Below are 20023 nucleotides of genomic sequence, written 5' to 3'. Positions count from 1 at the left end.
GTACCGGCGGTGGTGGGGGCAACCCCGCCCGAAAGTTGACGTTTGACAGCAAATACTCTCAAGGATCCGGCGCACCGCATCGATGCGCATGAGCTGGAAGTTGCTTCCGGCACAAGAACCTACGTCGTCGCTCCGGTGCTTTCGCGCCGGAGCGAAAGCGATTTGGTTCGATCACCCGAAGCCAAGCTCGAGGAGGCCGTCGGCCTCGCCGGCGCCATCGATCTCAACGTGGTCGGCGCCGTCGTGGTCACGCTCGGGGAAATCCGCCCCTCGACCTATATCGGCAAAGGCAAGGTCGAGGAGATCAAGGCGGTCGTCGAGGCCGAGGAGATCACCCTCGTGCTGATGGATTGCGCCCTGTCGCCCGTGCAGCAGCGCAATCTCGAGAAAGCCTGGGGCGCCAAGGTGATCGATCGCACCGGCTTGATTCTGGAAATCTTCGGCCGGCGTGCGCGCACCAAGGAAGGCACGCTGCAGGTTGAGCTCGCCCATCTCAACTATCAGAAGGGACGCCTCGTCCGGTCCTGGACCCATCTCGAACGCCAGCGCGGCGGCGGCGGCTTCCTCGGCGGTCCCGGCGAAACCCAGATCGAGTCGGACCGGCGCCTTCTGCAGGATCGCATCGTCAAGCTGGAGCGTGAACTGGAGCAGGTGAAACGCACCCGTTCCTTGCACCGCGCCAGCCGGCGCAAGGTGCCTTATCCGATCGTGGCGCTGGTCGGCTATACCAATGCCGGCAAGTCGACACTATTCAATCGCCTGACCCGAGCCGAGGTACTGGCGGAAGACATGCTGTTCGCCACGCTGGATCCGACGCTGCGCGCGCTCAAGCTGCCGCACGGCACCAAGGCAATCCTATCGGATACGGTGGGGTTCATTTCCGAATTGCCGACCATGCTGGTCGCCGCCTTCCGTGCCACGCTGGAAGAGGTGCTGGAAGCGAATGTCATCCTGCATGTGCGCGATATCTCTCATGGTGATACCGAAGCCCAGGCTGGCGATGTGCGCTCCATCCTGGCCAGCCTCGGTATCGAGGAGGGCGCCGGGCAGTCGGTGATCGAGGTCTGGAACAAAGTCGATCTTATCGAAGAGCCGGCGCGCGAAGCGTTGTTGACGGCTTCACGGCGTGATGGCGAAAATCGACCGATTGTTGTCTCGGCCGTGACCGGGGAAGGACTGCCGGTGCTGCTTGATCGGGTCGAGGCGGTGGTTGCTGCCGGGCGCCTGACGCTTGCCATCGACATCCCGCCGGCGGACGGTGCAGGCCTTGCCTGGCTCCATGCCAATACCGACGTGCTGGCTCGCGAGACCGATGAGGATGGCGTCACCCATGTCTCCGTCCGCGTGGCTCCGGAAAGAGCAGAGCAGGTCAGGCGGCGGTTCGGGATCGTGGCTGTTGAATGAGCTGAGCGCGCATTACACGGACCCGCGTCTTGCGGCTCTCTACGACGTGCAGAACCCCTGGGGGCCGGATAGCGAGTTCTACCTCGCCTTGGCGGGGAAGCCGGCCCAGGCCATCCTCGACATCGGATGCGGGACGGGGATGATGGCAGCAGCCTTTGCCAGGCAGGGGCATGACGTCACGGCCGTCGATCCTGCCGCAGCCGTGCTGGACATCGCCCGCTCGCGTCCGCATGGGCATCTGGTGCGCTGGGTTCACGGATTGGTCAGCGACGTCCAGGGGCACTTCGATCTCGCGGTGATGACTGGGCATGCTTTCCAGGTTCTGCTCGACGACGAGACGTCGCTGGCCTTCTTCCAGGCCGTGAAGCAAAGACTCGTGCCAGGAGGGCGTTTCGCTTTCGAGACGCGCAATCCGGACGCGCAGGCCTGGAAACAATGGGCCGGCCAATCGATGTCGGGCCCCTCGACAGGTGCTGCCGGTACGGCCCATGTCGATGTCGAGAAGAGGGGCGAACTGGTATCGTTCCGCTCCATCTATCGTTTTGAGGATGGAACGGAAACTTCCAGCCACAGCACATTGCGCTTCGCGTCACAGGCCGCGATATCGGCGCTCGCGGCGAAAGCCGGGTTTTCGTGGCAGACATGGTATGGGGATTGGGATTATCAGCCAGTCAGGCCGGATAGCCGAGAGCTGATCCTGGTTGCCGGTTTCGACTAGGCTGAACCTGCCTTCAACACGGGCCGGGCCGAAGTGTCTGCGGGCCGGTGATGGTGCAATGGCAGTCCGAGCCATCCCAATGCACACTGTGCGATACCCATGACGGTCGCCGGCCGCAGGCATCGACCGGGGGCGAGCAGGTCGGGCAAACGAAGGCCCCCGCATTGTTCATGGTGATTTCGCCCGCTCCGTCCGCGGGCGTGATCGCTACGCCAAAATCCCCGGTGCGATAGAGAAAAACCCTCATCCGCCCGCGGCCATGCAATCCCTGCCAGCTATAGATCGCTCTGGGCGTTTCCAGATCGGCATCGACGGAAAGAAGCTTGCCGCCGGCGCCGGCCGCCTTCTGCAGGCCGGCGAAGTCGTGAATGTCTCGCAGCACGGCGGCCCAGGCGCTCGTGATGGCCACGCTCGCATCGGGCTGCCCGGGATCGCGAGGTGGCCACGGCGTCTGTTCCGACGAGAATGCCGGCAGCGCCGTGCAGATCGTCAGAATGACGGTCCCCGCCAGGCCCATGACCGGTCTCGACATCGAGGGCACTCCGCACATGCCGTAAAACGACAGCCGGACTATGGCGCTCGGCGGGCGCGAACGTCAATTGGAGGGGCGGAACTGGTACCAGTCCGCGTTGCCTCTGGCTGTCCGGCTGGCGCCACGGACTCTGCTTCCCAGAGCAAAGCGCGCCGTCAAATCGCAAAACGCTCCAGGGCGAGCTTGGAGCGCTGGCTTCAGAACCAACTAGTCCTCGCCGGCTCGGGCGTCGTGACGAGACCGACGACGGCGCCTGTGGTTGCCCCGATGGCGCCGCCGACCAACGCACCGGTGGTCGGCTGACGAGCGACCAGGCTGCCGACGATGGCCCCGCTGGTGCCACCGATCAGGGCCCCATTGAAGGCCCGCCCAGCCGGGCTGGAACTGCAGGAAGCCGTGCTGACGGCAAGACCGGTGATCAGGATCAAACCCGGAAGTCTCTTCATCCTTGAGCATCCTTACGCTACGCTACGATGAATAGCTCATTTACTGAATATTAACTGTTGGTCTCGAATCGGACAGAAGCAAGGCTCCGTTAGACAAGATTCAGCCCAATGTATTAATGGCAACGGGTTCCGGCGTTGATTTGAGACGCTTTACTAGCTGAAATGGCGTTAATCAGGAACAAAGAGGATAGTTTTTCTGGTTCTTGGCGGAAGGAATCGGGCAGTTTGCATTCGTGCAACATGGTTAATATTGGAGCCTTTGCCAGGTTGCAGTCCTGTCGAGATGAGGCTGCATGGCGGGGATTGGCGGGGGCCCGGCGCGCGACAAAAGTGGTCGCTAGGGTGCCGGAGCGCTGGGGTCGGGCAAGGCCAGCTTCTGGCGTAGCGCTTTCAATACCCCGTCCCCCATGGCCGCCTGGCCGAGGGCATTGGGATGGAATGAGCCGCTGAGAGTGGCGGCCAGGACCGGCTGAGCTCGACCGTTCATATGAGGATCGCCGCCACTGCCGGCCAGCGTGCGCATGGTGTTGGCGGTGAGGAAGGCATCGTTTGGCGTGACAAACCAGCGTTGGCGCGGCCGGTAGGCTTGCCAGGCCGACGGCGAAAACGGGATCCAGCGTTGCCCCGTGGGATTGCTGACCGGAAAACGTAGCCCGTCCGGGGCATTGCTGCCGTCCGCCATGCCCGGCTGACACAAAGCGTGGCCCTTGAACTCCGCGGCGAAGCCGGTCACCACCTGCCAGCCTATGTCGCTACCGAGATCGCGGATCTTGGCATTCAGACCATCGACGAAGGTGACGGACTCCTGTCCAGTGGTCGGTTTGCTGATCCGGAAGATCTCGTGAAGGTCCATTCCAGCCGTTCCGGCTTCGCCGTTCGGGGCATGTGGGCAGGTGCCGGTGCCCGTGTGCAGCATCTGAGGATAGCCGGTTTGAATGACCTGGGACGCATTCAGGCCCAGGAGCCGTTCAATGGCCTGGCCCAGGATGCGATACCGCTCGGCCAGCGAACTCTCCATGGCGGTGGCGTCCTGGAAGGTGATTGGATCGACCCCCTTGATCCATAGTTTTTCGGCCGCCCGGCGGAGCGAGAGGAAGTTACTGCTCGCAACCAGGGCTTCACCGGCGATGACCCGTGAAAAGCCGATATCGTTTCCGCCGATGCTGAGCAGCAGGATGTCGGGTTTGCGCTTGAAGGCGGCGCAGCGTTTGAGATCGCTCTCCCAGGAAAAGCGCGGTGACGACGAGAAGCGGTTGAAGCCCTTCAGGGGCATGGGACAGAGGTCACGCAAGGCGCGCATCAACTGTGGTGAGGCATCGTACTGACCCACCTTACCCCGCCGATCCTTGGGAACGTCGTCGCGGGCTGTCCAATAGCCGAGAAGCCCCTCGAAGACCTCCGCCCCGGTGCAACCATAGCCCAGATAGGTCACACTGACATGCGGCGCTTCGAGCGCGATCGCCAGGGCGGCCTTGAGTTGGTGCGAATAGAGCGAGCGATGGCACTGCTGATTGATCCATAGGGCGCCGATCCCGAAGCTCTTGTCGAAATTGTGTTTGTCGCGGAGGGGATAAAGCCGCAGGCGGCCGCGCCATCCCGATTCACCCGGCAGGTGGGAAGATTCCTGGAAATTGTTGACGTCGGTACCGAGCACCGCAGCCTTGTCCGGATTGCCTTCGCCAGAGGCGAAGGAATCGCCCATGCCGAGGACGGTGATCGGCCGGATGATCTGCTCGGCCGCTTCGCCCAGCATCGCGCCATCGGCCTTGACGCTCAGGGTGAAGGAAGCATCGATGGGAATGCCGGCAAGGCGAACCTGTACGGTGCCGCAAGCCGCCGTCGCCGCCACGGCGCCATTGACCAACCATTGGCACTCACGGCCGGCAGGGGCCTCCGTGACGCTGGCGAGGATGTCGGCCTTGCGGGCGCCGACATAATCCTCGCCATTGGTCAGCTTGCAGGCCCAGTGCCCGCGATTGGTTTCGCTGAAACAAGTACTGCGGACAAGGGCGGAGGCCCAGCCGAAACGCCAGATCGTTGCGGGATCGCCAAAGGCTTTGCCGAGTTGCCTGGCATCGGCGCGTTTTTCGAGCTCGACCTCCAGCGCCATCACGGGTTGGTTCTGCCGATCGGCCAGGGGGAGGCCTGCATAGATGCCGGCAAGAGCGCGGAAATGGTCTTCGTTGCGGAACAGCGGGAAGCGGTTGGCCACTTCCCAGGTGATGACGGGCGCGGCCTCGGCTGGGGCTGTGCTCAAGGCAAACCCCAGGGCGGCGGCGCAAAGGCCGGCTCCGTGCCCGATATGCCGCAGGCGCGATCGCCCAAGCCCGACAGTACCTTCATATGGCATGGCAGCCCCCTCGCATGCGATCGGTTCGCCAGATTAGGGGGAGGGGCGTGATGGCGCCGTTATGGCAGGAGGCGCGCCGGGGTCAGTCGGCCCGCATGAACCGAAATATCGCGTCGACGGTCGCTTGGACCGGCTGGCGGGTGTCGATCTCGAAATCGGCGGACTGGCGTAGCAGCGGTTCGACCGCCGCGACCAGTTCGGCGACCTTGCGACGTTCTGCTTCGGTATGGCCGTAACCGCCACCGGTGCGGGCCGCGAGCCGCGCCAGGATGGTTGCGAGGGGAACCGAAAGCAGGATGGTGGCGTCGATCTTGGGAAGGAGCGCAACCATGTTCTCGGCGCAGCCGCTGACGAACAGGGGCCCGGGCGTCGACCGTGATAGCAGGGCCGCGACCTTGTCGAGTTGCCAGACCCAGTCCTCTCCCTGGCCGGGTATCAGATCGTCTCCCGGGGCGGCAGGGACCCAATGAGACCATTCCGGCGTGTCGAGGTCATGGGCCTCGTTGCCTCGGGCCAGCAATTCGCGGATCACCGAAGTCTTGCCGGTTCCGGACATGCCCGTGATCAGGATGCGTTTCATCGCCGCCTTGCTCCGAAAGGGACCTGAAAGGCCACCCCCATGACTGCTCGCGAAGCTGTCACGCCCGTAACGCCGCTGCAACGGCGGTAATAAAAATGGCCGGATGAACCGGCCATTTTCACGAGTAAGACGCTTGGCCTCTTGCAGGCGCGCCCGTTACATCATGCCGGTCGCCTTGGCGAGCATGAGGGCGACGATGCCGCCGATCACCGGGCCGACGACAGGCACCCAGGAATAGCCCCAGTCCGAGCCGCCCTTGCCGGGGATCGGCAACACGGCGTGGGCGATGCGCGGACCGAGGTCGCGGGCCGGATTGATGGCATAGCCGGTGGGACCGCCAAGCGAGACGCCGATGCCCCAAACCACCATGCCGACGATGAAGGGGGCGAGATAACCCGGCGTCGCCACGGCCTTGGAGCCGATGGCCGCGACCACGAACAGCAGGGCGAAGCCGCCGATGATTTCCGTCACCAGATTGGCGCCATAGTTACGGATGGCGGGACCGGTGCAGAAGACGGCGAGCTTGAGACCCTGGTCTTCGGTTTCGCCCCAATGCAGCAGATGGGCGAGCCAGACCAGGATCGCACCGATGAAGGCGCCGATGAACTGGGCCGCGATGAACGGGACGACATTGCTCCAATCGCCGGTCGCTGTGGCGAAAGCGAGGGTCACCGCCGGATTGAGGTGGCCCGGGGCACCGGCCGCAACGGCGACGAGCACGCCGCAGAGCACGGCGAAGGCCCAGCCGGCGGTGATGACGATCCAGCCGGAGTTCTGGCCCTTGTTCTTGGCCAGCAGCACATTGGCGACCACGCCGTCACCGAACAGGACGAGCGTAGCGGTGCCCATGAGCTCGCCGATAAACCCAACTGCCATGGTATGTTTCCTCTTGTTATGGGGCGACACCCCCCGGTGCGGCCCTTTTGCCGGTGTTGATCAGTCGACCCAGTCGAGCGAGCGGCTGACGGCCTTGTTCCAGGCGCTGAAGAGCTTGCTGCGCTGCTCTTCCTTCATCATCGGATGCCAGCGCTTGTCGACGCCCCAGTTTTCCGAGATGTCCTTGGTGGAGTTCCAATAGCCCGTCGCCAGGCCGGCCGCGTAGGCCGAACCCAATGCAGTCGTCTCGATGACCTTGGGACGCACCACCGGAACATTGAGGATGTCGGACTGGAACTGCATCAGGAGTTCATTGACGACCATGCCGCCATCGGTCCGCAGCTCCTTGATCTGAACGCCCGAATCCTTGGTCATGGCGTCGAGCACTTCGCGGGTCTGATAGGCGGTCGCCTCCAGTGCGGCGCGCGCGATATGGCCCTTATTGGCAAAACGTGTGAGGCCGGCGATCACGCCGCGGGCGCTCTCCTTCCAGTGCGGCGCGTAGAGGCCGGAGAAGGCCGGCACGAAATAGACGTCGCCATTGTCCTTCACGGTATTGGCGAGAGACTCGATCTCTGGTGCGGTTTTCACCAGGTTGAGGTTGTCGCGCAGCCACTGCACCAGAGCGCCGGCGATGGCGATCGAGCCTTCCAGGGCATAGACGGGCTTGTTGTCGCCGAGCTTGTAGCCAAGCGTGGTCAGCAGGCCGGCCGTCGAGTGGAAGGGCTTGTCGCCGGTGTTCATCAGCATGAAGCAGCCGGTGCCATAGGTGTTCTTCGCCTCGCCCGGCTGCAGGCAGGCCTGGCCGAACAGGGCGGCTTGCTGGTCACCGAGGATGCCTGCCACCGGGATGTCGGCCAGCACGCCGGTGCATTTGCCGTAGACTTCGCTGGAGGAGCGGATCTGCGGCAGGCAGGCCCGCGGGATGTCGAACAGGTTGAGAATATCGGCATCCCAGTCCAGTGTCTCCAGGTTCATCATCTGGGTACGCGAGGCATTGGTGACGTCGGTCAGGTGCAAGCCACCCTTGGTGCCGCCGGTGAGGTTCCACACCAGCCAGGTGTCGAGGTTGCCGAAGAGGAGGTCGCCCGCTTCTGCCGCCTTCTGGGCGCCGGGCACGTTGTCCAGCAGCCAGCGCAGCTTCAGGCCTGAGAAATAGGTTGCCAGCGGCAGGCCGGTCTTGGCGCGCAGGCGATCCTGGCCGCCATCCTTGGCGAATTTGCCCACGAGCTTATCGGTGCGGGTGTCCATCCAGACCAGGGCGTTGTGCACCGCCGCGCCGGTCTTGCGATTCCACAGGACCGCCGTCTCGCGCTGGTTGGTGATACCTACCGATGTGAGGTTGGCCGTGGTCAGTCCCTTCTTTTTCAGGGCTCCGGCAATCACGCTCTGGGTGTTGCGCCAGATCTCTGCCGGATCATGCTCGACCCAGCCGGGCTTGGGATAGATCTGCTCATGTTCCTTCTGGTCGACGGAGATGATCTCGCCGCGACGGTCGAAGATGATGAAGCGAGTACTGGTCGTGCCTTGATCGATGGACCCGACATATTTGGTCATGCTTTCCTCCTCGATATGTTCTTGCAGTCCGGTTTGGTCTCAGAACGAGTTCAGTGGGGAACGGGCGCCTTCTGCCTGGCGGCGAGATAGGCGGAGATGTCACCGGCCACCTCGGGCGGCAGATGCAGGCCGAGCTTGGAACGGCGCCAGAGAATGTCCTCGGCAGTCACGGCCCATTCCTGGTCGGCGAGATAGTCGATCTCGGCGGCCGTAAGGCCCTTGCCGAAATCGCGGCCGAGATCGGCCATGCTGTTGGCGCCTTCCAGGAATTTGAGGACGCGCGTGCCGTATGCCTTGGCAAGACGCCGGGCGAGGGCAGGGGACAGGAAGGGCTTGCGCGCCATCAGCGAGCGGATGAAGGCGTCGAGATCCGCGTTGGGCATGTCGCCGCCTGGCAGGGGCGCGTCCGCGGTCCAGGGCTTGCCCCTGGCGCCAAGCGTTTTCTCGATATGTTCGAGGATCGATTCCGACAGGCGGCGATAGGTGGTGATCTTGCCGCCGAAGATATTGATCAGCGGCGCGCCGTCGATCAACTCCTCCTTGATCACATAGTCGCGGGTGGCTGCCTGGGCGGCCGTGGCGTGATCGTCATAGAGGGGGCGCACGCCCGAATAGGTCCAGACGATATCGGCAGGCGTGATTTCCTTGGCGAAATACTCGCTCGCCGCCTTGCACAGATAGTCCGTCTCGCTGGGCGTGATCGCGACCTTGGCCGGGTCGTCCTTGTAATCCTGGTCGGTGGTGCCGATCAGGGTGAACTCGTCCTCATAGGGAATGGCGAAGATGATACGGCCATCGGGGTTCTGGAAGATGTAGCAGCGGTCGTGGTCGAAGAGCTTGGGTACGATGATATGGCTGCCCTGGACCAGGCGCACCTGGTTCGGCTCCTTGTGCGCGACCACGTCCGCCAGCACCTTGTCGACCCAGGGACCAGCCGCATTGACGACAAGGCGGGCGGTGACCTCGTTCTCCGCACCATTGGTCTGATCCAGCAGCCGGAGGCGCCATAGGCCGCTGTCGCGACGCGCAGCGACGACCTTGCAGCGAGTGCGGACGACGGCGCCGCGGTCGGCGGCATCGCGGGCATTGAGGGCCACGAAACGGGCGTCATTCACCCAGCAGTCGGAATATTCGAAGGCCTTGGAGAAGATCGGCTTCAACGACTTGCCGGCCTCGTCGCGCCGAAGGTCCAGCGTCCGGGTGGGTGGCAGCTTCTTACGGCCGCCGATATAGTCGTAGAGGAAAAGGCCGATCCGCAGCATCCAGGCCGGGCGCAGGCCTTTGAAATAGGGCAGCACGAAACGCAGCGGGTGGACGAGGTGTGGGGCGTTGTGCCAGACGATCTCGCGTTCGGTGAGAGCCTCCCGCACCAGGCGGAACTCGTAATATTCGAGATAGCGCAAGCCGCCATGAATCAGCTTGGTAGCCTTGGAGGACGTGCCGCTGGCCAGATCGTTCATCTCGGCCAGATAGACTGAATAACCCCGCCCGACGGCGTCGCGGGCAATGCCGCAGCCATTGACGCCCCCACCGATGACGAAGACGTCGAAGATGTCGTTGGAGGATGCCTGCTCGCTCATCGGGCGACACCGCGGATCGTGACGGCAGTCAGGATGTCGATCGGGCGTGGCGAGATGGCTTGAACCATTGCGTTCCGTCTCCCTGCATTTCGCCCCTCATCGGCGAGGGCGTCATATTCGGGAGGCATGTTGGCGCGGTTTGGTATTTTCGCAATAGAAAATTTTACCTTTCGTTTCCCGGAAAACGAAAATGATAAACTGTTCCAAAAGTGAAACCTCTTTGAGGCGTCAATAATAAGATACCGACAGCATATGAGAGATTTCTTGGTTTAGGCTGCGGATTTGGCCCGCACACGTCGCATCGTGGATAGTTTAGGTAAAATAATAGGGACTCGAATGTTCCTTCGAATTTTAAATCACAATCAATGGGTGTTAAAATTTGAATCGTCGCGTGACTGTTATTTTCGCAATGCTCCAATTCGAAAGGAGCCGCGAGCTGTTTTTTTCATGACAAACTGTGTCACAAATCAAGCCGGCCCTCTTCGAGGACGGCCCAACGCAGCGATGCCGGTTAGGCGCTGGCGATATGAAGCTCCGTGCCGCTGGTCGCCAGCAATTCGGTGAGCGCCCGAGGCGGCGCCTTGTCGACGAAGACGGCGCTGACTTCGGTGATCGACGCCATGCGCAGGAGTGGTCTGCGCTGGAACTTGGTGTGGTCGGTGACGAGATAGGTCTTGCGCGCATTGTGCAGGATGGTCTGGGCGGCGCGGATCTCGTCATAGTCGAAATCGAGCAACGTGCCGTCGGTATCGATGCCACTGATGCCGATGATGCCGATATCGACACGAAATTGACTGATCATGTCCACGCAGGCCGGGCCGAGCACGCCGCCGTCGCGGTTGCGCACCGAGCCGCCAGTGATGGTGATCTCGAAATCGGTGTGCCGCGAGAGAATCGTCGCCACGTTGAGATTGTTGGTGATCACCCGCAGATCCTGGTGATGGATCAGCGCCGCGGCCACCGCCTCGGTGGTGGTGCCGATATTCATGAAGATGGAGACATGATCGGGTACGTGGCGCGCCACCAGCTTGGCGATCTGCTCCTTCTCCGCCTGGTTCATGATCTGGCGGGCACTGTAGTCGATATTGGCGACGCTGGAGGGGAGGCCGCCGCCGCCGCGATAGCGCGCCAGCCGCCCCTCGTCACTCAAATCGTTGAGATCGCGCCGGATCGTCTGAACGGTGACATTGAACCGGCCCGCCAGCATTTCGACGCCGACGAAGCCGTGCTGACGCACCAGATTGACGATGGCTTCGCGTCGTTCCTCAACGCTGAGAGCTGCGGATACATCGGCGGGCGGCGGGCTGGACGACATGGCGGATCACGCGAAGACGAGGAATGCAGGTGAGCCTGGTTTGTCGCATGGAATGCCGTTTGCGGCCAGTGAGGCCATGCGGGCGCCGGCTATGCAGGCCTGCCTCGGTGGGGCGGCACGCTTCTCGGCAGAAGGAGCGGGGCTTATAGGCCCGCTCGTTTGGCCTCGTTCCACAATCCGTCCATTTCTTCCAGGCTCGACTGGGCCGGAGCCGTGCCCTTCTCGCTCAGGCGAGCCTCGATGAAATGAAAGCGCTTCTCGAATTTAGCATTGGCGCCGCGCAGCGTACCTTCTGCGTCGACATGGGCATGGCGGGCAATATTGGCGACAGCAAAAAGCAGATCGCCGATTTCAGCCGCCAACGCGTCTTTGCCGGCTCCCTCGTCGAGGGCGGCCTCGATCTCGTCAGCCTCTTCGCGCACTTTGGCGAGCACCATGCGAATGTCGTTCCAGTCGAATCCGACCTTGCCCGCCTTCTCCTGCAGCTTGACCGCCCGCGTCAGGGCCGGCATGGCGGCGGGAACGCCTTCGAGGGCACTCGTCGGGCCAACCGGCGGATGGCGGTGCGCGCGTTCGGCCTTTTCCTGCGCCTTGATCTCCGCCCATAGTTTCTTCACCTCCGCCGGCGGCAGGTTCCGGGCCTCGCCGAAGACATGCGGATGGCGACGGATCAGCTTGGTGGTGATCGCCTCGACGACATTGCCGAAATCGAAAAGACCTTCCTCGCGTGCCATCTGGGCGTGAAACACCACCTGCAGCAGGAGATCGCCAAGCTCGTCAGTGAGATCAGCCATGTCGCCGCGCTGGATCGCATCAGCGACCTCATAGGCTTCTTCGATCGTATAGGGGGCGATGCTGTCAAAATCCTGTTCAAGATCCCAGGGGCAGCCGGTGCCGGGAGTGCGTAAGGCGGCCATGATATCGAGCAGGCGCTCGATGTCCCGACTGGGAGCAACGGCAGTGCTCGATTTGGCGGTGCTGTTCATCCAGGTCCTCCCATGGCTTCCGAAAGCGCCTTGCGATTGGACGGAATCACCTGGAACCGCAAAGGCGCATCGAAACAAAGAGCGTTTTGCTAGAGCGCACTGTCCTCTAAAGCAAACGGGATTCGAACGGAATGCTCGTCGTGCCGGTGCCTCGTTTCGCCGCGCTTGTGTCTTTCTCGACATCTCTGCCGGGCTTGCGCGGGCTTTTGCGTGTCAGATCGGTGATTTTCACGCTCCGATCGGCTGCGACTGAGACCGAAGAGATCGCGCAGATGACAGTACCCGTCACAAAGCTTGGGGCTCGTTGCGATTTTACCTTGATTGCCGGAACGGGATTGTCTATCCGGAGGGCATTGGAGACGTGGCCGAGAGGCTGAAGGCACTCGTTTGCTAAATGAGCATACCCCACAAGGGTATCCAGGGTTCGAATCCCTGCGTCTCCGCCACCCCCCTTCCCATGACATCCATATTGCCACGCAAGGGATGCAATCGAAGAGGCCATAGCGTCGCGCATCGCTGACGGCGAAGATATCCCGCCAGCCGATCGTGTGGAGCCCCGGAGCGTCATGGTTCGACCCTACCTGGGGACACAGCTGAAAATGCAGCTTTACACGGCTCTTCGTGCGGCCGGCATCACCCGCGCGGAGCTGGCGCGCCGGCTTGGCTGGCAGCGGGGGTCCGTGGACCGCCTATTCCTGCTTGATCATGCGTCAAAGCTTGATCAGATCGATGCGGCGTTTGCTGCGCTGGGGCTGAACATAGAAATTCAGGTGTGGAGCGGCCCAGCCGCCCGATCGGGTCGAGCAGCGGCCCTGACGGTGACTGCGCCGACAGGAGCACTTAGCTAAGGCGATCAGAATTTGTAGTTGACGCCGAGGCGTACGACATTCGTTGTGACGTCGTGCTTATGCGAATAGCAAAGATCGGTAGCGAAGTTGTTGCACGAAGATGATTTTGTGCTTCCAAAGTCGGCATAGAGGTATTCAAGCTTCACTGACCAGTGATCGTTAATTGCTTGCTCGACGCCGGCCCCAATGGTCCAACCGGATTTGAATTCCGATTTTGACACACCCTGGAAACTACCCGGATAAACTGACGAGTCACGAAAATCCAACTGTGTTCCCGCCCAACCGCCGGTGGCATAGATGAGTGTCTGATCAAATGCATAACCAAGGCGAACGCGGGCGGTATGTAATCCCGTCGCTTTTCCAGTCTGGGTAACCGAATTGCTAGGGAAATTGGGGAGAAGGCTGCGGGTTTTGGAGAATGATTTCTGGTAGAAGTCGGCATCAGCTTCTGCACCGACTACGAAATGCCCTTGCTGCCAATTGTAGCCGATCTGAGCGCCGCCAAGGAAACCGTCAAGGTCGTAAGAGTGGTTGGTGAGCGACTGCCGTAGCGCAATAGCGTCAGGGTCATCGCCTCCGCTGGTGTGCCGCCACCCTTCTTCAGACTTGGTCATGGCATACCCGCGTTCACGCCAGCATAAAAGCCTGTCCAACTGAAGGGCGCCGCTACCGGTGAAGTTGGCTCAATGGCTGCTGGCGCGAGATCCGCAGCCATAGCCGGAACCGAGAGGCACACCAGAGCAGAAGCGACGAAGAGAAGCTTGCGCATGGCTACAATCCAAGAGAGTACTCCCCATCAATAACTTTAAGAGGAGGTAAAATCTGTTGCCAATTGGCAACATTTCGAAAAAATTATGTGTATTAATATTTGAAAATTCCTATGTCGTAGAGAAAAATACAATATTTATAGTATGTTTTGCCGTGTTCGTGGGCATAGTTGGAATAACAAAGGCGAAGAGCCCTGATGGGGCCAGTTTTTTCCTCCTATTAAGAAACGGCGAGCGGGGTTGATCACAAGACGGCGTCCTCCCTTCGCGCATCTGGGGAAATTCCCCAGATGCCAACTCAGCACTAGGTAGAGCGCAACGGCACGACATACCTTCAAGATACGTCAAACATCGGCCGGGCGCGGGCTGGCCGCTCGGAGTCCCCGGTTACGCCGGCCGGGACGGTTGCTCCCTTTAGGTGACGCTCGCGATGCGCACAAAGTGTCATCGCCTCAATGTATCCACGTGATGTCGTGTCGCGTTTGTACATTTTCGGGAACATTCATCTTATCGAACAGTTATCGGATCCTCTTTGATGAGGATTTCTGAATGAAAAAATCAAAAGGCAAGGGAACTGATGGCGGCCCACCGAAGAGCGCCCTTACGGTAACATCAGACCTTTACTATAGAATGAGAGCAGATACGCAAAGATCGCTGAAGCGGCAACAGTTGTCGGACAGCAAGTCCCCGCCGGCCAGAGCCCGCTCACAAGACGCGGCCGAAAGATCTCTTTTGTCCATGAGAGAGGATATGGGGCTCTCGCGTGAGAAGCTAGCCAGTTTGGCGGGTGTCTCTGTCGCCGATATTTCCCGAATTGAAGACGGTGACACAGGTCTGCCCCTTTCAATATACCTTAAGTTGTCCGAAATACTTAATGTAAGCGTCGATCAATTCAAATACGATCGACGTAAATATTAAAATAGACTTCTATGTGTATGTTTATTTTGGAAAAAATATGAAAGTTATTTAGCAAATACATCGATAATATTTAATTATAGAGAAAATATTGGGAGCCAAATTCAAAGATCTGTTCTGGCGATAGTCTCTATCGCATGGATTTTGGGGCTCTTCTGCATCTGTTTTGCTATTTGGTCTCTGGTTTCATTTTCTTCAACTGCGCCAGCTTCACTTATACCAGCCTGCGTGACCACTGACTCACGTTGGGGATTCCCAAGCAGTCGAAAGTCTGAATCTATGGGCCCTTGAATGGAGGGGGTGACCATGGGCTTGGTGATCGGCTTGCGAGCGGATTATGACGGAGCGGCGTTGCGGCGATTGGCACGGACGTCGAGAAGTGCGAACCAAGCACGGCGCCTGCTGGCCTTGGCCGCGATTTACGACGGCGGGAGCCGGAGCGCGGCAGCACGGATCGGCGGCGTGGGCTTGCAGATCGTGCGTGACTGGGTGGTTCGGTCCAATGACCATGGCCCGGGCGGCCTCCTGGATGGCAAGGCCTCCGGCCCTCGATCCCGGCTCAACGATGCCCAGCGCCAGGCGCTGGTCGAGATTGTGGAAAGTGGCCCGATCCCAGCGATCCATGGCGAAGCTTCGCCGCCGAGTTGGCAAAGGTCAGGGCAACCCTCCCGAAGGGCGCGCCCGTAGAGATATGGTTTCGCTGCGCGTCCTCCGGATCAGGACGAAGCGCGTGTCGGTCAGAAGAACAAGATCACCCGGCGCTGGGCGCGGCGCGGAACCCGGCCGTCGGCGCCGAAGGATCAGAGGACCAAATCGGCCTACATCTTCGGCGCGATCTGCCCTGAACTGGGCAAGGGCACCGGCCTGGTCCTGCCCTTCTGCAATACCCAAACCATGTCGCTGCATCTGGCCGAAGTATCGTTGGCTGTCGCGCCCGGCGCTCACGCGGTCGTGCTGGTGGATCAGGCTGGCTGGCACACAACCAACAAGCTTGGGATGCCCGGCAACATCAGCATCATCTCGCTGCCTGCCAAATGTCCCGAGCTGAACCCGGCTTTCGCGAAGCGAAGGCGCTTCGCTGTCGCCCGAGGGGTCGAGAACATCTGGCAGTTCATGCGCGAAAACTGGCTCTCCAACCGCGTCTTCACATCCCACGACAATATCGTCGACCATTGCTGCCAGGCCTGGAACAAGCTCATCGACCAGCCTTGGCACATCATGACCATCGGACGTCGCAAATGGGCCTATGGGTTCTGATCAGCGCAGGTTGGTATAAGCTGCCGATCCCGGTTCGATTCCGGGCGTGGCTGCCATCGTCGCCGATTCGCGGGCAGGGGGAATCCACACAAATTTGGAGTCCATATCGTCCCTAAAACCCGAGTTTTCAGTGGGGAAGAAAGTAGGGAAGCGGTTTAATGATAAAAAATATATCGATACAAACAAATCGATAGAAGAATTTTTAGGCGCTGCGTCTCCGCCACCCCCCCTTCATTCAGATATCTGCTCGACATGCCCTGACTTTGTCTTGGGCCGATCGGTATCGTGGGGGCGTGATGCCCCCTGTTCACCCGATCGTCGTCGCCTGATCGTGAGAGGTGTATTTGCATTATGGTATTATGATGCGCCCGCCCTGGCGTAAATCGATATAATTCGACCCTCACTTCCTAAAGGGAGTTTGGGCTATGGACAGGTTAGATTTTCCATGTAGCATCGTTATGCTAACAATGCCGTTCAAGAGTTTACGGGTGTTATTTCTGCCAGGCGACGATAGCAAGGCTAGTGTCCAGGCGCAGACTTATCTCGCGAAAGCTTAACGGAAAACAGAACTTTTTTGGGGAAGGAGAGTGCGCTCTCTTTCCCCGTATTTCTTTTAAATAGGCAATTCATCCCAGTGCATCCGCGGGGCGGGAGACGGATGCCGTAATGCGGGCCAGTCGGCAGCAGGGTAGCGAATCGGCGCCCGTGGACGTCTGGACAAAAGAAAACCCCACCGGATGGCAGGGTGTTCGTGCAGGCTAAAACCTGATGGAGGCTGCTCATGCCCTGCTACACCGCGCAAATGCCACCTCGGGCGCTCGGGTGTTGGGCTAAACGCTCACGAGCAGTGTGCCGGGCTCAGCGCGGGAACGGCGTATCCGGGCCGACGACGTAAGCCGGACGGCGGTCGGCCTGGCCGTAGTCACTGGCGCAGGCTGCCAAGCCAGCCAGGACGAAAACGGCGGTGAGGATCTTGAGAATTGTCATTGTCGCTTCCATTTTTTCGGACAGCAGCGATGTAGGTCTAACACCGAACCATTACCGAGGGCACTTTTGTTTTCATCGCATAATGCTGCGAAACCGTAAACGTTTCATGCTGGCAATCCCGGTTCTTGCCGTTTTTTTGACCTCTTGTCATGTATCGATTGAAGGCTGGTGCTAGGGTGCTACCCTGAGTAGTGGTGGCCGCTCGACTGCCATCGCGACGCTCTTGCCGCAATTCTCTAGCCAGGAAGGTTTGTGACGCACGGAACTGTCCGCTGCCCCATCCATGATCCATAACAGCCATCAGGATGGCTCGCCTGCAGCGTGATAAACGCTCCCGTCACGGAGACTATTGAATGTGTCATGTGCGTTTCGGCACCTCGTTTCCGATCCTGACGGGGCCTAGTGCCGCTGTACCGGTTCACAGCCGGTCCTGAACGTCCACCGCTCTTTCATCGACCCAAGCGTGCGCACCTCATGATTTTGCGTTAAGAGTGCGCCGCGAAACGGCTTCCCACCCACTGAAGGAAACTCCATGCAACTTCTTCGCATGAAACGCCGCAGTCCCGCCGCCAGGCTGGCCTTTCGGAGCACGCTACTGGCCGCGACGCTGCTGAGCGCTCCCGCCTTTGCGCAGGGCGTATCGGCGGATGGCGCCAAGCAACTGCAAGACAGCCTGGCCAAGACGTTTGGCAGCGGCCTTTTCGAGAAGGGCATCCTGTCCATCACCCCGCAGGGCAGCGCCTATGCCGTGAAGCTTGATCTGGCCTCCACCCTGGCCCAGCTCAAGGGAGCCGGCGTCACTGCGAGCTTCGATCCGATCACCTATCTGGCCACACCCAATTCGGACGGCACCTACGCGGTGACCAGCGATTCGCCGATCAACTACAATTTCAGCGGCACCCAGGGCGACAAGCCTTTCGCCATGAAGGTTGCGGCGCCTTGCAAGTCGGCAGGCGTGTTCGATCCGAAGATCTCGACCTTCTCGACCTATGAAGTGACCTGCGCCTCGATGGCGATGGACATGGAGGATCCCGAGAGCACCGTGACCGCGAGCATGGGCGCGATCACCTCCAAGCTGACCGGAACCGCCGGCAGTGGTGGGGGCGTCAACATCAGCACCACCGGCTCGGCCACCGATTTCGTCGAGAACATCGTCGGCAAGACCAAGCCCCTTACCATCAAGGTTTCGGCCAAGTCGCTGGCCTCTGATGGAAAGGTCGACAATCTCCAGCTTACGACAGTGCTGGAATTCATTGGCATGGCCGCCAATTCCAAGGATCCCAAGGAATTGATCGGCAAGCAGGCCGAGATCAAGCAGAAGCTGACTGCAGCCCTGCCGCTGTGGAACAACCTGTCCGGCACGACCAAGCTGAATGAGGTCACCGTCGAGACGCCGTTGGGTCCGGTCAAGCTCGGAAGCCTGAGCTACGGCGTCGGCATGACCGGCGCGGTCAAGGATGCCTCCTATGGCATTGACATCAAATATGATGGCTTGGCGTTGCCGCAGTCCCCGGCCATTCCGGGTTGGGTGGCTCCGCTGGTTCCGGGCGAGGGCAATATCGACGTGAAGTTCGAGGGCGTCGACCTCGAGGCCATCGCCAAGCTGGCGATCGAGAATTTCGATGCGAGCAAGGATCCGCCGATCCCCAACGAACTGACGCCGCAATTCCTGGCTCTCTTCATGGCCGGACAGCCGCATGTGACCCTGGCGCCCAGCACCTTCACCGCCCCGGCCGGAGCGGTGAGCGCGGAAGGCAAGATGAGCGTCATGCCGAGCCAGAAGGGCAAGGTGACGATTTCGGCCACCAATCTCGACCAGATCATTGCGGCCGTGAACAACGCCCAGGTTCCCAACAAGGAATCGGCCCTGATGGGCATCGCCCTGATCAAGGGGCTGGCCAAGACCGGTGCTGACGGCAAGGCCGTCTGGGACGTCGACTTCGACGCGGCAACCAAGGCCGTGAGCGTCAATGGCCAGGTGCTCAGCGCCGGCAACGGCGGTGGAGCCGCACCTGGTGCCGGCGGCGGTGACGAAGGCGGCGACGATGAAGGCGAGGGCGACAACGCTCAATAAGGAGCGATTGTCGATCCCAAGGTCGATGCAATGAATGGGGGCAGGCGCGAGCCTGCCCCTTTCGTTTGGAACCAACGGCTTTTCGCCAACGAGACGGAATCGCCTGGACTTGTAGAGACGTGCCGGAACGCAGCGTTGGGACAAGCGTTAGCATGTGAACACGCTTTGCTCGCGGCCAACGCCAAAGGGAGAGATCGAGAGCCAAAGAAAAACCCCCGCGGATCGCTCCACGGGGGTGATGATTTCGGCCTCGAAGGAAAGGCTTAGTCGGCCTTGGCTTCACCAGCCGCTTCGGCCGAAGCCGGCTGCTGGGTCGGTTCGGCGGCGCGCGCATTGTGCATCGGGCGGATCGTCTGGAAGGAGGCGCGCTCCTGAACCGCCGGACGACCGGTCAGGCTGACGACGTCACGGCGGATCGAGGCGATCAACTCGCGGATGGAGCCGCTGTCGCCGTCGGGACGATATTCCTCGCCGAGCACGTCCAGCTTGGCGCAGAGCTCGACGGCGTTCTTGGCGGGGGCGCGGGAGATCGAATTGGCGATGGAGCGCAACTCGGAGACCAGTTCGTCGCGCAGCCCCTTCTGGTCATCCGCATCGATGATCGGGGAAGCGAGCATGCCGCGCAAAGCGGCGCGCCGCAAACCCAGAGCCGCTACCGTGTTGGCTCCGTCGGTCGCTTCGCGCTGTTGTCCTGGTCCTGCCATTTTGCTGCCCTCGTATGGAACTAAGAATGAGTGTGCGGCTCCCCTGCACGCCCAATGTGGCGAAAGAGCGATGACGGAAAGCGCGGTTCTGATTTTCGACCTGCTTGTTGGGCAAGTTATCGGGCAA

The 20023-nt window shown here is 60.8% G+C and carries 16 protein-coding genes, 1 tRNA gene and 1 pseudogene; 6 read left to right on the top strand and 12 right to left on the bottom strand.

The genetic code is table 11. From position 1 onward, the window contains the following. Positions 1 to 42 precede the first annotated feature (42 nt). Positions 43 to 1404, top strand: a complete 1362-nt coding sequence (gene hflX, locus AB4037_RS13735) for a GTPase HflX (RefSeq protein ID WP_441771886.1) — start codon at positions 43 to 45, stop codon at positions 1402 to 1404. Continuing rightward, on the top strand, positions 1397 to 2122 hold the full coding sequence (locus tag AB4037_RS13730; RefSeq protein WP_441771885.1) for a class I SAM-dependent methyltransferase: 726 nt from the start codon (positions 1397 to 1399) through the stop codon (positions 2120 to 2122). Before hflX ends, AB4037_RS13730 begins: the two co-directional genes overlap by 8 nt. Positions 2123 to 2135: 13 nt before the next feature. On the opposite strand, the gene AB4037_RS13725 is transcribed toward AB4037_RS13730, so the two are convergent. The 9 genes from AB4037_RS13725 to mazG all read right to left on the bottom strand — a co-directional run bounded on the left by AB4037_RS13725 (position 2136) and on the right by mazG (position 12344). After that, the gene (locus AB4037_RS13725) at positions 2136 to 2654 is read right to left on the bottom strand and encodes a hypothetical protein (RefSeq protein WP_441771884.1); all 519 of its coding nucleotides are present in this window, start codon (positions 2652 to 2654) and stop codon (positions 2136 to 2138) included. Positions 2655 to 2851: 197 nt separating this feature from the next. Next, positions 2852 to 3100: a YMGG-like glycine zipper-containing protein gene (locus AB4037_RS13720; RefSeq protein ID WP_105862915.1), complete on the bottom strand. Its 249-nt coding sequence runs from the start codon at positions 3098 to 3100 to the stop codon at positions 2852 to 2854. Between the two features lie 337 nt (positions 3101 to 3437). Further along, complete coding sequence (locus AB4037_RS13715; protein WP_441771883.1) at positions 3438 to 5357, bottom strand: hypothetical protein; 1920 nt, start codon at positions 5355 to 5357, stop codon at positions 3438 to 3440. A 175-nt stretch (positions 5358 to 5532) separates the two neighbouring features. Then, on the bottom strand, positions 5533 to 6030 hold the full coding sequence (locus AB4037_RS13710; protein ID WP_434956670.1) for an AAA family ATPase: 498 nt from the start codon (positions 6028 to 6030) through the stop codon (positions 5533 to 5535). A 156-nt stretch (positions 6031 to 6186) separates the two neighbouring features. Further along, positions 6187 to 6906: an MIP/aquaporin family protein gene (locus AB4037_RS13705; RefSeq protein WP_434956669.1), complete on the bottom strand. Its 720-nt coding sequence runs from the start codon at positions 6904 to 6906 to the stop codon at positions 6187 to 6189. Positions 6907 to 6966: 60 nt separating this feature from the next. After that, complete coding sequence (glpK, locus tag AB4037_RS13700; protein WP_434956668.1) at positions 6967 to 8463, bottom strand: glycerol kinase GlpK; 1497 nt, start codon at positions 8461 to 8463, stop codon at positions 6967 to 6969. 50 nt (positions 8464 to 8513) lie between these two features. Then, positions 8514 to 10043, bottom strand: a complete 1530-nt coding sequence (glpD, locus tag AB4037_RS13695) for a glycerol-3-phosphate dehydrogenase (RefSeq protein ID WP_441771882.1) — start codon at positions 10041 to 10043, stop codon at positions 8514 to 8516. 511 nt (positions 10044 to 10554) lie between these two features. Continuing rightward, positions 10555 to 11358: a DeoR/GlpR family DNA-binding transcription regulator gene (locus AB4037_RS13690; RefSeq protein WP_441771881.1), complete on the bottom strand. Its 804-nt coding sequence runs from the start codon at positions 11356 to 11358 to the stop codon at positions 10555 to 10557. A 143-nt stretch (positions 11359 to 11501) separates the two neighbouring features. Further along, the gene (mazG, locus tag AB4037_RS13685; protein WP_441771880.1) at positions 11502 to 12344 is read right to left on the bottom strand and encodes a nucleoside triphosphate pyrophosphohydrolase; all 843 of its coding nucleotides are present in this window, start codon (positions 12342 to 12344) and stop codon (positions 11502 to 11504) included. 355 nt (positions 12345 to 12699) lie between these two features. Between mazG and AB4037_RS13680 the strand changes: the two genes are divergently transcribed. Beyond that, positions 12700 to 12790, top strand: a tRNA-Ser gene (locus AB4037_RS13680). Between the two features lie 407 nt (positions 12791 to 13197). Here AB4037_RS13680 and AB4037_RS13675 read toward each other — a convergent pair. Further along, a complete protein-coding gene (locus tag AB4037_RS13675; RefSeq protein WP_441771879.1) occupies positions 13198 to 13806 on the bottom strand; it encodes an outer membrane protein in 609 nt (202 codons plus the stop codon). 702 nt (positions 13807 to 14508) lie between these two features. Between AB4037_RS13675 and AB4037_RS13670 the strand changes: the two genes are divergently transcribed. Together AB4037_RS13670 and AB4037_RS13665 are read left to right on the top strand one after the other, a co-directional pair. Further along, on the top strand, positions 14509 to 14877 hold the full coding sequence (locus AB4037_RS13670) for a helix-turn-helix domain-containing protein (protein WP_441771878.1): 369 nt from the start codon (positions 14509 to 14511) through the stop codon (positions 14875 to 14877). 303 nt (positions 14878 to 15180) lie between these two features. After that, positions 15181 to 16131: pseudogene (locus AB4037_RS13665) on the top strand (IS630 family transposase). 858 nt (positions 16132 to 16989) lie between these two features. Here AB4037_RS13665 and AB4037_RS13660 read toward each other — a convergent pair. Beyond that, complete coding sequence (locus AB4037_RS13660; protein WP_245197435.1) at positions 16990 to 17118, bottom strand: YgdI/YgdR family lipoprotein; 129 nt, start codon at positions 17116 to 17118, stop codon at positions 16990 to 16992. 532 nt (positions 17119 to 17650) lie between these two features. Between AB4037_RS13660 and AB4037_RS13655 the strand changes: the two genes are divergently transcribed. Beyond that, the gene (locus tag AB4037_RS13655; RefSeq protein WP_434956662.1) at positions 17651 to 19192 is read left to right on the top strand and encodes a hypothetical protein; all 1542 of its coding nucleotides are present in this window, start codon (positions 17651 to 17653) and stop codon (positions 19190 to 19192) included. A gap of 263 nt (positions 19193 to 19455) precedes the next feature. Here the strand turns inward: AB4037_RS13655 and AB4037_RS13650 are convergent, their stop codons facing one another. Then, the gene (locus AB4037_RS13650) at positions 19456 to 19896 is read right to left on the bottom strand and encodes a hypothetical protein (RefSeq protein ID WP_434956661.1); all 441 of its coding nucleotides are present in this window, start codon (positions 19894 to 19896) and stop codon (positions 19456 to 19458) included. Positions 19897 to 20023 lie beyond the last annotated feature (127 nt).

Origin of the sequence: Labrys sp. KB_33_2 (assembly GCF_052114505.1) — a bacterium.
In the GTDB taxonomy this organism is placed as follows: Bacteria; Pseudomonadota; Alphaproteobacteria; order Rhizobiales; family Labraceae; genus Labrys.
The sequence above is the reverse complement of the archived record's forward strand: the minus strand, read 5'-3'. Positions and strand labels throughout refer to the sequence as shown.